This window comes from Xanthocytophaga flava, from assembly GCF_030068545.1.
In the GTDB taxonomy this organism is placed as follows: domain Bacteria; phylum Bacteroidota; class Bacteroidia; order Cytophagales; family 172606-1; genus Xanthocytophaga; species Xanthocytophaga flava.
The window spans coordinates 52,645-67,861 of the sequence record NZ_JASJOR010000011.1; the positions used below are offsets into that span (position 1 = coordinate 52,645).

General features: G+C 40.5%; 11 protein-coding genes. 6 read left to right on the forward strand and 5 right to left on the reverse strand.

The window, feature by feature from the left end; genetic code table 11:
- Positions 1-255 precede the first annotated feature (255 nt).
- The 3 genes from QNI15_RS17055 (at position 256) to QNI15_RS17065 (ending at position 1,995) form a co-directional block, all read left to right on the forward strand.
- On the forward strand, positions 256-1,149 hold the full coding sequence (locus tag QNI15_RS17055) for a manganese catalase family protein (RefSeq protein ID WP_313995744.1): 894 nt from the start codon (positions 256-258) through the stop codon (positions 1,147-1,149).
- 135 nt (positions 1,150-1,284) lie between these two features.
- A complete protein-coding gene (locus QNI15_RS17060; protein WP_313977754.1) occupies positions 1,285-1,524 on the forward strand; it encodes a hypothetical protein in 240 nt (79 codons plus the stop codon).
- Positions 1,525-1,590: 66 nt separating this feature from the next.
- Positions 1,591-1,995, forward strand: coding sequence for a hypothetical protein (locus QNI15_RS17065; protein ID WP_314032718.1), 405 nt, complete (start codon positions 1,591-1,593; stop codon positions 1,993-1,995).
- 553 nt (positions 1,996-2,548) lie between these two features.
- Here QNI15_RS17065 and QNI15_RS17070 read toward each other — a convergent pair.
- From QNI15_RS17070 to cphA, 5 genes are all read right to left on the reverse strand, one after another.
- Entirely contained in the window at positions 2,549-2,869 is a 321-nt protein-coding gene (locus QNI15_RS17070) for a hypothetical protein (RefSeq protein ID WP_314032719.1), read from the reverse strand.
- Positions 2,870-3,567: 698 nt separating this feature from the next.
- Complete coding sequence (locus QNI15_RS17075; protein WP_314032721.1) at positions 3,568-4,497, reverse strand: LEA type 2 family protein; 930 nt, start codon at positions 4,495-4,497, stop codon at positions 3,568-3,570.
- A gap of 187 nt (positions 4,498-4,684) precedes the next feature.
- On the reverse strand, positions 4,685-5,596 hold the full coding sequence (locus QNI15_RS17080; protein WP_314032722.1) for an isoaspartyl peptidase/L-asparaginase family protein: 912 nt from the start codon (positions 5,594-5,596) through the stop codon (positions 4,685-4,687).
- Between the two features lie 81 nt (positions 5,597-5,677).
- Positions 5,678-6,574, reverse strand: a complete 897-nt coding sequence (locus QNI15_RS17085; RefSeq protein ID WP_313977744.1) for a cyanophycinase — start codon at positions 6,572-6,574, stop codon at positions 5,678-5,680.
- Between the two features lie 2 nt (positions 6,575-6,576).
- The gene (gene cphA / locus QNI15_RS17090; RefSeq protein ID WP_314032724.1) at positions 6,577-9,297 is read right to left on the reverse strand and encodes a cyanophycin synthetase; all 2,721 of its coding nucleotides are present in this window, start codon (positions 9,295-9,297) and stop codon (positions 6,577-6,579) included.
- A 643-nt stretch (positions 9,298-9,940) separates the two neighbouring features.
- On the opposite strand from cphA, the gene QNI15_RS17095 reads away from it, so the two are divergent.
- From QNI15_RS17095 to QNI15_RS17105, 3 genes are all read left to right on the forward strand, one after another.
- A complete protein-coding gene (locus QNI15_RS17095; protein ID WP_313995760.1) occupies positions 9,941-10,741 on the forward strand; it encodes a hypothetical protein in 801 nt (266 codons plus the stop codon).
- Between the two features lie 1,387 nt (positions 10,742-12,128).
- Complete coding sequence (locus QNI15_RS17100; protein ID WP_313995761.1) at positions 12,129-12,701, forward strand: hypothetical protein; 573 nt, start codon at positions 12,129-12,131, stop codon at positions 12,699-12,701.
- Positions 12,702-12,859: 158 nt separating this feature from the next.
- Positions 12,860-15,133 (forward strand): TonB-dependent receptor family protein, encoded by a 2,274-nt coding sequence (locus QNI15_RS17105; protein WP_314032726.1) that lies wholly within the window; start codon positions 12,860-12,862, stop codon positions 15,131-15,133.
- Positions 15,134-15,217: the final 84 nt, after the last annotated feature.

Genomic DNA, 15,217 nt, shown 5'->3' on the forward strand with positions numbered 1-15,217 from the left:
ATAAGAACCGAACGGAGGGAAGAAGTGGGTGATGGGTTCGGTTCAAACAATGACTCTCATACCTTTTATGTGGCAAACACTTATTTTTAAAATTGGGTATTTACTCTCTTTTATGGTCAGATTCTGATAGCCACTTTTGTAACAGGTTGATTTGCACGGGCAAGCCAGTTTGAGAAGTGAAAGAGTAGAGATAGTATAACTTCAAAAACTGGCTGCTGCAGTGCTTTTTGTTCACTTCCCTAAACCCTTACAGCTATGTTTTATCATGATAAAAAGCTCCAGTTTACCGTTCGGGTAGAAAAGCCCAACCCTTTGTTTGCCAGAATGCTTCAACAGGCAATTGGAGGCATCGAAGGTGAGATCCGTGTATGTTTGCAATATTTGTTTCAGGCGTGGGGAGCACGTGGTCCAGCTAAATACAGAGATATGCTTCTGGAGACTGGTACAGAAGAAATCTCTCACATTGAAATGCTTTGCACTGCAGTAGCGATGAATCTGGATACAGCATCCAATGAGCTGAAAGATCAGATTGCACGCGATAACCCACTGGTAGGTGCAGCTATGGGTGGAATGGATGTTCGCCATATTCTTTCGTCGGGTATGGCAGCCATGGCAACAGATGCCAATGGCGTACCTTTCAACGGTTCCTGGGTGGTAGGCAGCGGCAATCTGGCTGCAGATATGTATGCCAACGTAATGGCTGAGTCAACAGGGCGATTATTGGCTACCCGCCTTTGGGAATTAACCGACGATCCAGGTATGAAAGATATGTTATCCTTTCTGATTGCCCGTGATACAATGCACCAGAATCAGTGGCTGGCAGTATTAGAGGATTTGGGAGGCGTACAGAATGTACATCCGATTCCAAACAGCTTCCGGCAAACGCAGGAAAAACAGGAGTTCAGCTATACGTTTGTTTCAACAAACATTGCGGATGGAGCTTCTCAGCAGGGACAGCGTTGGTCTTCAGGAACCTCTATAGACGGCAAAGGCCAGTTTATCTTTGAAAAGGCACAACCGTATGGAGAAGAACCTGTATTAAATCCACCCAAACCGGAAGGACATGCTCAGGTAGAGCAAATGGAAGGATCAACGGGAATAGGTGGAAAGATTAGTGAATTTATTAGTGAGGTAGGTAAAAAGCTTTAAGGCTTTAAAAGTAAAAGTTGACAGGTAGCCATGAATTAAAATCTTTCAATCCGGAAGGTTAGTTCATGGCTATACAGATACTATACGACTTTACTAATTGCCAGGTGCCCTTTCACGTTTTAATTAAGAGTTGTCATGATCTCAAAAACTGCTATCAAGCCAATCCGGGTGCGGATTCAGGAAAAGAGAAAACAAATTGCAGCCCAGAGTAATGTCATCAGTGAACTGATTCAGATACAAGGTCAGTGCCGCAAAGAACTAGACATATTACTGGAGGAGGAGAGACTAGAAAAACGTTCTTTCAGTTTGTTAATTAATAACTCAAAGCAAACAGAACAGCAGACTTCTGTCTTGCTTGCAGATACTAGTAAATAATTAATGTTGTCAAATGAAAGGTCTGTAGAACCTGATGTAAGTTCTCTTTATTACGGCTAGATAGATATGAAAGTTTTTAGATCACTCCTATGGATACAAGGCCTGTATATACTGATCATAGCCATATGGCCGCTTGTACATATAGATAGCTTTATGAAGGTAACAGGCTACAAGACAGATATATGGCTAGTCAAAACGGTAGGGGCGTTGGGCATACCTGTTGCCTTGACTCTGCTGAGTTATCTTTTTATCCGTACCGACTCCCGACCTGCTTTTGTACTTGGAGGAAGTACAGCTTTGGCGTTTGCCTTTGTGGACTTCTATTATCCGTTACGTGATGTCATTTCGGATATCTATATAGTAGATGGATGGGTACAGGTACTGTTTCTGTTGACGTGGATCTATATTTTTGTCCGGGAGTATCACAAGTTCAAAGCCCCGTCGCCGACACCCTTTATACATACAGAATAAGATAGTTTCAAGATCTTCGCCATAAAAGAAGGAATGATATGATTTAGTGTACTAATTAACTCGTTATGTAGTAAAAGCCATTCTTTTTAAGAGTGGCTTTTTTGGTAAGAAAGATCTTGGCTCGCATAAGTATCTGCTTAAGCCTGACAGCTTAAGAATGTATCTTACTTTTCTCCTGATGTATTGCAATTCTGAATGAAGTTTAACTGAAAACAATTAAAGATCCACAGAGGGCTTGCCTTCAAAGGATGTAAACTGTAATAGAGATTATATACATACGCTGTTGCTAAATCCATTTTCCGAGTTACTTCCGGTATTTTGAGTTGATCTTTTGAAATACTGACAGAAACCATAGCCCGTAAAAATTAATAGGCAGCCCATAAAGGTTGGAAAAGACTTTTACCCGAAAAAGAGACAAAATACTCATTATTATATATTATAAATGAGTATTTTGTGTATAACCGTTTGAATGACAGGTGTCTATCTTGTAGATATCAGACTATGTGTCTTTACAGTGATACTTGTCTAAAAACAATGTCAGCAATCGAAAAATTTATCGGGTCGTGTCAAAAATGTCCAGAAGCTTTTCGATTTCTGAAACAGGAAGCCGGGTCAGTTTCCGGATGAACACCCCCTGTGATCGAAGCTTCGAATACAGTTTCAGATGGAGGCGAAGTATGTATCGGCTTATCATCAACTCCTCTTTTGCATTCTCAAGATCTGCTATCCGGCTTGCAGGTACTGGGAAAAAGAAAAATTGCTTATAGATAACAACATGTCGCAAATAATCACAGAACAAAAAATGCACTTCCGGGTCCTGAACAAGTAGTTTAACGGATTGGAATAAGGTGCGGTCTATTAATTTTTGATACATAATAAAGGTAAAAAAATGTATAAAAACAGGAAAGAATCAATTAGTACATCTAAACTGAGTGGGGTTAGATGGAATAGGGTTTTATTTTTCTCTTGTTTTCGTGTGGTTTCCTGATTTACAACAAAAATCTGAAATGAATACTTTTTAGAGAAGAGGATAAATACGCAATTTACAAAACAGGTATTTATCCTCTTTTAGAATTTTATTTTCTTGTGCAACTTTATATTGTTCTGATTAATAAATGAATACAAGTGATTTACGAGCAACCTTTTAAAATTTTATGAATAAACCGGAACATTCTTCGCATAGATAGCCGATTTGTAGGTGTTGCTTCTGCTTCTCAGATAATAAATCTGTTACTAGCTAATAGACTTACAAAATCAGGTTCGGAGTATGTATCAACAACAAATTGAAGGTAGGTTATCCAAACCAGATACTAAAAACTTTCAGGAATAAACTGTAATTATTTTTCGCAGGAATACGATAACTACCCCACTTATTACTGATTTATTCCTGAAACGCATACTATACAATTACGTTGGCTTTCTTAAGCTATTATTTTAAGTTGATAATACATTCTACCGCAAAAAAGCCTTCCTGATTCAGAAAGGCTTTTTTATGAAGGTCAGCTAGTAAATATTCTATAAAAAAGAATACCACTGGTAATATTTGGAACATTCATTCTGAATCTTCCTATGCTATTTTTTCTTATTCTCTTTTATAACCTCACGGGTATTTTTTATTAGTTCACGCAGATCACCCGAACTCTCCATCTTTAATTTACTATTATCAAACATTTTATTGTCCTCTTTGTCTACCAGATTGGCTTCAAAGACAAATAGATAGGTGTTCTTTTTATCTTTCTTCAACAAGTCTATTCCAGTTTCCATCAGCTGGTTGGGTTTTATACTCATCGGTACTTCTATTGTTGCCTTACCCTTAGCTGGAATATTAACTACTTCTGGCATGGTTCCTTCGGTAAATTTTTCCCCATTCAGATTCACCTGAAAGCGGGCATTATGTAGTACGAAGTGAAATACGTTTTTATTGGTAATTTCCGTACGAACAGAATATTTAGTCTGTTTGAATCCAAGCTTATCCAGATCTGCGTCAACAAGTTTTAGCTCCGGAAGCCGTAAAAGAGGAAGCTTTTTTGAGACTTCCAGTTCAACAGGTTTCTTTTTTAGAAAGGGTAAGTCTGTATAAATGTTTGCTTTTGCCGTGTATTCTGTGCTATCCAGTCCCTTCTGTTCCAGTTGTTTCAATGTCTGGATCAGTTCCTCATTTTTAATAGTCACCGGCAGAATTATCAGGCTACTGTCATTGCTATTGATATCGACATGTTTGGGATAGGAGCTCTGCACTACTTTTACGCCTGCAATGTACAACTGATAAGCCAGGCTATCAGCTTCAAAGCCCACCGGGGCTGGATTGTCAATCAGTATTTTCATATTTCCTTTCGTATAGTCTTTGTCTATATGAAGGATTTGCATACCAACCATTTCGATCCTAGGCTTAATAAATGTTGCCTCAGGATCTTTCTGAGACCGCTGTTGCCAGCGGAAAACCAGATAGCCCCCTGCCAGTACCAGTATCAATACCAGTACTATCCAACCTGTTCTTTTCATATAAAATATAGTTAAATTTTTCTTTTAAATGGATCAATATATACCTACACAGATGGCAATAGACCACCTATACCTGCCCGTTATCACATTGAAGATTGATAGATCAGGCACGCACCAGCGTTAAAGAAATAAGAATTGGCGGTAAACAGATAGGGAAGGAGAAATGCTTCCGGATTGCAAAAAATAGTTATTTGGTAATAGCAACCTGTGTAAAGTCCAGATCACTACTTATCCATCCCCGAAACATACATTCTGTATTAAAGGAGAATACCACTTTGCCACAAGCATCCATCGAGATAAGACCTATGTCACCCAGGACATGTTTATCTTTCTTAAATACTACAAAATCACACGCTTCCTGTAGTTCTTTCCCTGCAAATTCCATCAACGCGGAAACAGAATAGCCAGCTACCTTGCGCATCAAACACTCTCCGTCACCAGTTCCTGAAACTGCGCAAGTGATATTGTTGGCATAGCAACCTGCTCCAATCATACAACTATCACCAATACGGCCCTTCATCTGATTCGTAAGGCCTCCGGTAGACGTCCCCGCAGCCAGATTGCCTTCCTGATCCAGCGCTACAGCTCCAACCGTGTCATTTAATATAACATCAGGCTTATTTTGTGTTTGCATCTGCATCTCTGCCAGTGCATTGTACTGACTTTCGGAAATGAAGTACGAATCTGGCATAAACGGCATTTGCAGGCTTCTTCCCAATTCCATTGCACCTTCGGCACCCATAAGAACATGTGGAGTTTGTTCCATAACAGCACGAGCTAATGAAATAGGATGTTGGATCTGGCGTACCAGCGCAACTGCTCCAGCCTGCAGATCTTTCCCATTCATAATAGAAGCATCCATGGCTACTTCCCCCTTCTGATCCAAAGCCGCTCCTCGACCTGCATTAAACAAAGGATGTAATTCCATTTGTTGTATGGCTGCCTCTACTGCATCCACTGCCGAACCACCCTGACGCAAAATCCGATATCCTGCCTCTAGCGCCTGATGAAGACCTGCTTCATAGGCTTGTTGATTTTGTTTGATACGGGGAGATAGGGGCTCTGCTCCTCCGTGAATGGCTAAGGCTACTATAGACATAGATAAAAAAGTAAAAAGATGGAAAATAAGGCACTGTTCACTCCATAGGTGTGACAGTGCCCATCGAACAGACACATTCACCTAATGAGATCGAATGTTTTCTTCAAGCTCAATATCCTTCTTGGCCGGGACGAATTTTCGTTCTTTGAGGGTAAACCCATTTCCTTTAGTCAGAAGATGTACTGTCAGATTTTCGGCACTTATAGGTGTGCCCTCCTCCACATACGCTATATTCGAATGTCCTAACCCTTTACAGTCAATCACTACAACCATCCCGGAACCACGGCATTCGGCATCATTCCCATTATGAATCACCAGAGCCGTATCTTCTCCAAGGCCCAATCCTATACAGGAAGGATTCATGATAACGGCTTCTGCCAGTCGTCCAAAGCGTCCGCGGTTGATAAAATGGGTATCTATGATGCAATGATCTATGAGTCCCAAACCAGAACTGATTTTTACAGTTCCTTTCAGCAAACCCTTGCTGCTATCCCCTCCATAAATCATAATAGCAGACATCGCCATAGCACCCGCACTGGTACCTCCTACAATAAATCCAGGTTCCTGGATATACTTCCGGTTAATGACATCTGCTACCTGTGAGCAGCCTAATATGGTAGAGAGGCGAAACTGATCACCTCCACTAAAGAAGACCGCACTAGCCTTCTCAATACGTTTGACTGTGGCTGGAACTTTTGCCTCTTCCCGATTACCAATATGGATAATACCTACATTGGAGATGTTGGCTCGTTCAAAAGCCTTCTGATACTTTTTACCCATCTCGTGGGGTTCTTCAGAAGCGGTAGTAATTACCTCAATGCGGTGATCAGCTTTGGCATCAGGAGGAAGCAGTTCCTGCAAGACCTCAAAATTTCGAAAGTTTCGGCTTTCCTCCTGAGCTTCTGATAGCTTTTCCGGATCTCCCACATCCTCGGCTCCTCCTATAATTAATAATTTTCCTTTAGGAACTTCCTGCATGATTAGGATGCTTTAGATAAAACAAATGGATGATAGGTTTTACTCTGTGTTTGCTGACTGGCCTGCGTTGCAGAGGAGCCCTCTGCAACCAGAACATCTGGTATATCCAGCGATTGTTCTTTTTGTTGCCTTAGTTGTTTTAAATAAGTGGTCAATTCTTCAATTTCTTCAGCAAGCACAGTGATAAACGCCTTTGAAGGCGCCATATCAAGGGCATAGTTTACTGCATCTTTTTCATCTGGAATTACTTTGACCCAGGTTTGTGCATTATGCTCACGAATTCCTTCTTCCAACAGATTGACTATTTCCTCAGGATCACGTCCACGCAGATCTTTGTCAAGCCGGATGATGATCTGATCAAAGATTTGTGCTGCGAGTTTGCCCATAGTTTGGATATCATCAGCCCGTCGGTCACCCACACCTGCAATGATTCCGATCTTTACAGATGCTTCTACTTTTCCCATGAAGTGTTGCAACTCCTGCATTCCACCTTTATTGTGTGCATAGTCAATCATAACTGTGCTGTCCGGAAAGGTGAACAAATTCATCCGGCCAGGTGTATTGTCGGGAGAGGGTACAAAAGAATGCAGTGCCTGCTGAAGCATTACAGGCGAAAGTCCCTGTATGAATCCTGCGAGGGTAGCAGGCAGGATATTTTTGATCATACAGGACGCCTTTCCATCCAGTGTAAGAGGGATAGAGGCAACGTTTGCTATACGTGTTTTCCATTGCCCCTGGCAAATAGTCAGATACCCCTCTTCAATAATAGCCGCCAATCCTCCCTCTGCACAATGGCGAATGATTCGTTGATTAGTAGGGTTGATGCTAAAAAAAGCTACGTCACAGTCTACATCGCTAGCCATCTCATATACCAGATCATCATCTGCATTCAGTATGGAATAGCCATCTTTAGCCGTGCTACGGGCTACCACACTTTTTACCCTTGCCATTTCTTCCAGTGTCTCTATACCATTCAGGCCCAGATGATCCTCTGACACATTGGTAACAATACTGATAGTACACTGATCGAACCCAAGGCCAGAACGTAGTATGCCTCCGCGGGCACACTCCAGTACCGCTACATCTACTGAGGGGTCTGTTAATATCATATGGGCACTCTTAGGGCCCGTACAATCTCCCTTTTGAATCAGATGGCCCTGAATATAAATCCCTTCAGTTGTTGTATATCCTACCGTTTGTCCGGTCTGACCCATCATATGGGCAATTAACCGGGTAGTAGTTGTTTTTCCATTGGTACCTGTGACAGCAATGATAGGAATGCGGGCCTGTATATTTTTTGGAAAGAGCATATCTACAACCGGTGCAGCAACATTTCGGGGCATTCCTTCGGTAGGAGATAAATGCATCCGGAAGCCCGGTGCTGCATTTACTTCAATTACAGCGCCGGTAGCGGTTGTAATGGGTTGTTCAATGCTTTGCGTAACAATGTCAATTCCACAAATATCAAGACCCATCAGACGGGCTATCCGCTCAGCCATAAATACATTGTGTGGATGCACCTGATCTGTGACATCTGTCGCCGTGCCTCCGGTACTCAGATTTGCAGTCCGTTTCAGAAAAAGTGTCTCTCCTGAAGGAAGGATTGTTTCCAGTGTATATCCTTTTTCGTTCAATATAGATACAGTGGCCTGGTCAATCTTGACACTGGTAAGAACCTTTTCATGTCCTTCTCCCCGGCGTGGGTCTGTATTGAGTTCATCTATCAGTTGCAGAATGCTGTGTATTCCATTTCCGATAATGAATGGGGGAGTACGTCGGGCAACAGCTACCAGCTTATAGTTGATAACCAGAAACCGATAATCTTCACCCTGTATAAATCTTTCGACAATGACTGTATCTGATATGCGTTTAGCCAATGAAAAAGCTTCCCAGGCCTGCTCCAGCAAACGAATTCCTGTAGTTACTCCACGTCCGTGATTTCCGTCGAGAGGCTTGATCACAAGCGGAAATCCCATTTCTTCAATGGCAGCCTGTAGCTGGGCCTCTTTTCGTATAGTTATTCCATACGCAACAGGGATACCTGCTTTGGCAAGCACCTGTTTTGTCTGCTCTTTATCGGCAGCCAGTTCTACGCCCATATTGCTTGTGGTCTGAGCAATGGTAGCCTGAATTCTTTTCTGACGGCTTCCCTGACCAAAAATGATTTCACTACCCTCATCCAGTACCTGATAAGGAATCTTCCTTCTTTCAGCTTCCTGCACAATAGATAAGGTACTTGGTCCGAGTTGATGATCGTGTTTGATACGAACAAGCTCCCGGATATCATCCTCAAGGGTAAAAGCCGTGTTTTTTGCCAGTGCTTCTGCGATACGCACAGCAGCTGTAGCTGCATATAAGCCAGCTTCTTCTATTTCGTAGGAAAAAACGACATAATATACACCTATCTTTCCTGTGCCACGGGTTCTTCCAAAGCCACATGGCATACCTGCCAGACTTTGTAGTTCCAAGGCTATGTGTTCTATTACATGTCCCATCCAGGTTCCATCATAGACACGTTTAAAAAAACCGCCACGATGATTTTCAGAACAGCGGTGTTCAATTAAAGACGGAATCTGTGTTTCTATTCGTTCTGAGAATCCATCAATGGTGTGGGTTGGATAATATTCCAGTTCTTCCAGGTCAAGCTTCATGACAATAAGCTTCTGACGGTAGGCAGACCAGTAGTTAGGGCCTCGCATTACCTTTGTTTCAAGTACTTTCATTGGTAGGTCTTTACGTTTGCCATACCATCGGTAAAAAATATGCCCGTATTTAGATTTTTTACAGGCAAAATGGGATTATACTCATTTGAAACGTAAAGCAGCTAATGCCTTGGCGTATAACTACTTAGTTCAGTAGAAAGTCTGTGCTTTGCTTTGACTCCATTACAACTATAGTTTTTTCCAGAGCTATTTTTCAGAAAATGTGTTTTTGCAAATGGAAGGTTTTGAGGGGAAGAAAACAGAATGGCTTACATATCATTTACCTCACATACTATACATGTGGTTGTTACTTATTTTCTAAAATGAGTGTTTGTACGTATAATCAGTGTCCCTCATTGGATTCCCCACTTTATGTATGTAAGGAAAAGTTGTGGAAAAGCAGATGAGAAGATGTAGAATTCTGTTTGGAAACAATAGTCAAACCTGAGACATCACACAATGTGTCATGCTACTTTCTACAGCACATCTGCAAATACACATATTCATGTCTTGAAGTACCCTTGAGGAGCGCCTACTTTTGTGAAACCTAGGCCTGATACTGTCTTGTATGCAGAACAGGTAAGCTGGTTTTACAAGTAATTACACTCACTTATCCTATTCAGTTATAGTCTTTTATCCAATGATCAATCCAACGAAAACTGCTATGAACCTTTCTCCCTTTAGCTATTGTCGTACCTTTGCCTTTCTTTTTTTGTTAACTATAACATTTTCTTGTAAAAAAGATGATGAACCCACTACACCGGCTGTAAATAATGACTGCCTGGTGACCCGTGAAGAAGATGCGGAGGACTATGTACTGCTGGAATATAATGCCGATGGTAAAATAATCAAGACAGCTTCTTATGATAAAACAAAGAGTAATGCTTTGGAAAGCACCTTGTTTACGGATTATGTCGATGGGAAAGTAGAGAAGATCCGGATTTTTTATAATGGCAAAACTTCTGGTACACCAGACATAACCGCTATGGCAACTACCGACGCTTCCGGTAAAATTCAAACACTCACAGCTCCCTTTTTAGGTGGTGTTTCATCTACGGCTACTTTTACCTATAGTGGTAATAACATCACTAAAATTACACGAAATGATACTCAATACCGCTATGAATATGATGGTAATGGTAATCTGACTAAGATTTTTTACAAAATTGGCAGCCAAACCGAAGAGTTACTTACTGAGTATACCTATGATGACAAACCCAACCCCCACAGAACGTATGTGGCATTATTGGTCTTTGGTGTAGTCTTTGGTGACATTGCCGATGTAGTGAGTGCAAACAATCCCATCAGTAGTAAATCATATGACGGTAATACGGTGAGTTCTACCTCGACCTATGTGTATACTTACAATGATAAAGGGTTTCCGCTCACAGTTAAGCAGACTATCTCCGAATCTGGAAGTGCAGATGAAGTTATCAATTTTTCACTGCAATATACTTGTAAGTAAACGATAGCTACATGCAATAAGGTTGAGATACCGATCCTATTGTGTCTTATATCTTTTTCGAATTTTGAGGTTTTTAAAAGACACATGAATCATACCAACTATAGAAAGTGATTTTTATACCCATCACTTATGCTTTTACAAAGAGTGAAGGTGATGGGTACTTTTTAAGAACTCCCTCTTTGTTTTCTCAGTTTCTCTTTCATTGTTCTTCTTGTGGCTTCTTCATTTTTTGCTTGCGAAAAATGCATTTCCAGTACTGCTTCCGTCCACATGAATTAAGGCCAACCCTTATCTTGTGCTAGATCTTTGACAATCTTGATCTTTTTAGGAAAATCTATTTTTTAATCCTCTCGACCCTTTGGACAGCGGAGATGCCTTTGCTTCACAAATTTGTCAATTGCTTACGCGTTCACCTTTCTCTGAATAGATAACTTAGTTGGTTAGCTAAGTCGGTTTGTATAAAAGTCGCGTAGTGTGGATACGATATGACAGAAAAATACAATTTGTGGAATTGGGGCTATCAGCTAAAAAGCATGCCTGTCAGTGAAGGAATTTTGTGGTTTATGGTTAAATATATGCAACAGAGAGTATTTTTCCAGAAATGCATAAGTAGTAATCTGTTTTTGAAAATGGCTTAAGACAAGTAAAAGTACAGATTTTGCTGATATAAGGGGCTACTGCTCTAGTACCAGACGGCAACTACTCATTTTGTAAATTAAGTAGTTATACTGGCTGGTAATGATTTCTTTATCAAAGGTTTATGATTGGCACTGTTTTTACAGTATATCAATAGGAAAGACGGAATAGCCGTTTTCCAAAAGGATGATACAGAGTGAGATCTTTACCTGGTTTAGTTTGTGTTAGGAAGATACATCTTTCTCTTTTCTGCTGAAAGTAAGGATGTATCTTCTTTCTAACCGCTATCCATTTAGTATGTATGGAAGTTGGCTACAAATTAGTGGGTTAAAACAAGACATATAAATACATTATTCAGCATAAACAAACAAGGGATTCTAAGCGGATGCTTATACCCTGATTCAGATACTTTACATTTTACCGTTTCATCTTTGCTTCTTTATTCATACGTATAGCAAAAAAGCTTCTCTGGATCAGAGAAGCTTTTTTTATAGAAGTTGTCCCGTCCTGAATATAGTAGTTTAGATTGGAGTTTACCTAAACAAAATGCGCTTTTTATAGATGAACAATAAGAACTTATACTTGGTAATGAATTAGGTAATTGAATGCAGCTCCCTACCAGATAACTTAGGAACCAGCTATATACTATCAAAGAGGTGTTTGTTCAACTTTTGACATACTTTGTTAAAAAAGTAGTATCTTTTCGTGCAAAATAGTTCTTGCATCTTTGTGAGCTACCTTCCACTTAAAGTTGAAACGACTTGTTTCCATATGTCTGCTATTCCTTTTACTCTATCATTCAATAGGGTATTTTCTGTTATTTGAGTGGAAAAAAACAGAAGCCAGAACAGCCTTGCATCAATCTGTACAAGATCCGTCTATACAAGGAAACACTTTACCTCAAAAGGACTGGCTTGTATTCAAAGTGCCCGTAGGATGGTATCATCAGACAAACCGTGGATTTGAAAAGGTGGATGGTGAACTTACCCATCGAGGGAAAATCTATGAAAAGGTTATTCAGCGAATTGTGAATGATACACTATTTGTGTATTGTGTCAATAATGCCAAACAAGAAAAAGTACTGAATGATTTACAGACACATATAAATACACATGTACTGGATCTAGCTAAGAAGGACTCTAAGCAATCATCTTCTCCTATAAAATCTTTTTTTAAACAGGTTTATCTACCTTATCTACCTGTTTGTTTTAGACTCATGTTAGAAGCCAGAGATACTCGGAATGCCTGTTTTTTCTGGGATTGTGTGTTTACTTCCGGTATACCTACTATACTGACTCCCCCTCCAGAGTTCTCTCTTTCATAGCTGATAGAACTACCAATAGGATAACTTTTCTAGAGCGTATTCTTTGTTTGCTTACACGATTGTATTCTACCGTTGTCTAAGTAACAGATAGGCTAGGCTATGGGTATGCCTGTCTGAATCCGTTATCTTTTCAATTTGCCATTTGTCACCTTATTCTCATGAAGAAATATAGTACTACTTATATAAAACCATTCGTTTCCTGTTCCTTATCTGCAAACTCCCTACTTACAAGAGTCCTTTTTATTCTAGTTGGACTTGTTATGACCTTCTCTGTTCATGCACAGACAGAACAGCCGGATAGTGTAAAAGTCCGACAAAAAGATTCTTTACGCACCTATCAGTTACAACAGGTGGATGTCTATGGAAAACAGGATCAGGTTGAGCATCTGAAACCTGTTCATAATACCTATCTGATTGGTGGCGTTAAAAATGAAGTCATCAATATTTCAACTTTGAACGCCAATATTGCTGAAAAGACAGGTCGTCAGTTGTTTGCCAAGATTCCGGGAATATTTGTCTATGATATGGATGGATCGGGTAATCAGATGAATATAGCCACCCGTGGATTGGACCCACACCGGAGCTGGGAGTATAACATTCGTCAGAACTTTATTATGACTAACTCGGATATTTATGGATATCCTGCCAGTCACTATAGTCCGCCAATGGAGTCTATTCAGAAAGTAGAGTTAATACGCGGCACAGCCTCCCTTCAATACGGTTCGCAATTTGGTGGTATGATCAACTATATAACCAAACAGGCAGATTCTACCCGCAAAGTTAGTTTTGAAAGCATCAACTCGGCAGGTTCATATGGTCTTTTTAGTTCATACAATGCCATTGGCGGAAGAATTGGTAAGCTAACTTATTATGCCTATTATCATAAACGTGTGTCTGATGGTTATCGTAAGAATAGTGAATCCAATGCCGAAGCTCAGTTCATTAGTTTGTCCTATCGTTTTTCCAGAAAGGTAAATCTGAAGGCTGAATTAGGCAGAGGTACATACCTGTATCATATCCCCGGTCCGCTGACAGATGCTATGTTTAAGGAAGACCCGCGACAATCTACCCGTTCACGAAACTACTTTAATCCGGATATCTATATTCCTTCACTGACACTGGACTGGCATTTGAATGAAACAACTCAGTTGAGTTTTATCACTTCGGCTGTATTGGGTTCCCGTAATAGCGTGCAGATTGATGCCTTCGCAACCGTTGGGGATACCATCAATCCAGCTACCAACAGCTACAAAGCCCGTCAGGTAGATATTGATAACTTCAATAGCTATACTTCCGAAATTCGTTTGCTGAAGACTTATACCTTGGGTGGATTACCAAGTAGCCTGTCTGCAGGAATACGGTATATCAACAATGACTTGCATCGTCGTCAATTGGGTAAAGGTACTACTGCCTCTGATTTTGATCTTACATTAACCGATCTAAACTGGGGGAGGGATCTGCATTTCAAAACCCAAAATATGGCTGTTTTTGTAGAAAACCTGTTTCGGATTACACCGAAGTTTTCCGTTACGCCAGGCATTCGCTATGAAAACGGGGTAACAGATCTTTCCGGAAAAATCAGCTATTATGATGCTCAGGATGTGCCAAACAAAATCAAACATCATTTTCCTCTGGCAGGTCTCAATGCTCAGTATCAGATCAACCCCAACCATACTATCTATGGAGGCTGGGCTCAGTCATATCGTCCGGTTATTCTGAAAGATATCATTCCAGGTTCTGTGCTGGAACGTGCCAACAAGGATCTGAAAGATGCCTTTGGTTACAATGCTGAAGTGGGAGTCCGCGGTAACTTTGCCAGCTGGCTCTATTATGATGTAACAGCCTTTCAGCTTTTGTACAGAAATCGACTGGGAAACCTGATTCTAACAGATTCTGATGGAACGTCTTATATTTATAAAACCAATGTAGGAGATAGTCGCACCAGAGGAGTAGAAACTTATATAGAAGGCAAGCTGATCAAGAGAACTACTTTACAGTTTTCTATCTTTACATCCACTTCTTACTTCGATGCTCGGTACATAAAAGGAGCTGTATCAACAGGAACAGAGAATCAGGATATCACAGGGAACTATGTAGAATCTGCTCCCAGATGGACTACTCGGAACGGGGCAAACTTCTGGTACAAACACTTTAGTGCAACCTTACAATACAGTTATGTGAGCCAAACATTCTCAGATGCACTCAATACCCCAACTCCGTCTGCGAATGGAGCCAAAGGTCTGGTACCTGCTTATGGCATCTGGGATTTGAATATGAGTATGCATTTTGGTGGTAATTATGTATTCCGTTTGGGCATTAACAATCTTACCAATACACAATACTTTACCAAACGACCTACTTTCTATCCAGGACCAGGAATATGGAGTTCAGATGGCCGAAGCATTGTTGCTTCATTTGGGGTGAGATTGTAATGACATATTTGTCTCATCTGAAATAGAACAAACCAAGAGTCTATACTTTTTGAAAAGAGTGTAGGTTCTTGGTTTGTTTTTATA

Excerpts from the sequence above, each read along its gene's own strand:
- QNI15_RS17085 (WP_313977744.1), bottom strand. The coding sequence starts at position 6,574 with ATGCAGGAAGTTCCTAAAGGAAAATTATTAATTATAGGAGGAGCCGAG.
- QNI15_RS17065 (WP_314032718.1), top strand. The coding sequence starts at position 1,591 with ATGAAAGTTTTTAGATCACTCCTATGGATACAAGGCCTGTATATACTG.
- cphA (WP_314032724.1), bottom strand. The coding sequence starts at position 9,297 with ATGAAAGTACTTGAAACAAAGGTAATGCGAGGCCCTAACTACTGGTCT.
- QNI15_RS17060 (WP_313977754.1), top strand. The coding sequence starts at position 1,285 with ATGATCTCAAAAACTGCTATCAAGCCAATCCGGGTGCGGATTCAGGAA.
- QNI15_RS17055 (WP_313995744.1), top strand. The coding sequence starts at position 256 with ATGTTTTATCATGATAAAAAGCTCCAGTTTACCGTTCGGGTAGAAAAG.
- QNI15_RS17080 (WP_314032722.1), bottom strand. The coding sequence starts at position 5,596 with ATGTCTATAGTAGCCTTAGCCATTCACGGAGGAGCAGAGCCCCTATCT.
- QNI15_RS17070 (WP_314032719.1), bottom strand. The coding sequence starts at position 2,869 with ATGTATCAAAAATTAATAGACCGCACCTTATTCCAATCCGTTAAACTA.
- QNI15_RS17075 (WP_314032721.1), bottom strand. The coding sequence starts at position 4,497 with ATGAAAAGAACAGGTTGGATAGTACTGGTATTGATACTGGTACTGGCA.
- QNI15_RS17105 (WP_314032726.1), top strand. The coding sequence starts at position 12,860 with ATGAAGAAATATAGTACTACTTATATAAAACCATTCGTTTCCTGTTCC.
- QNI15_RS17095 (WP_313995760.1), top strand. The coding sequence starts at position 9,941 with ATGAACCTTTCTCCCTTTAGCTATTGTCGTACCTTTGCCTTTCTTTTT.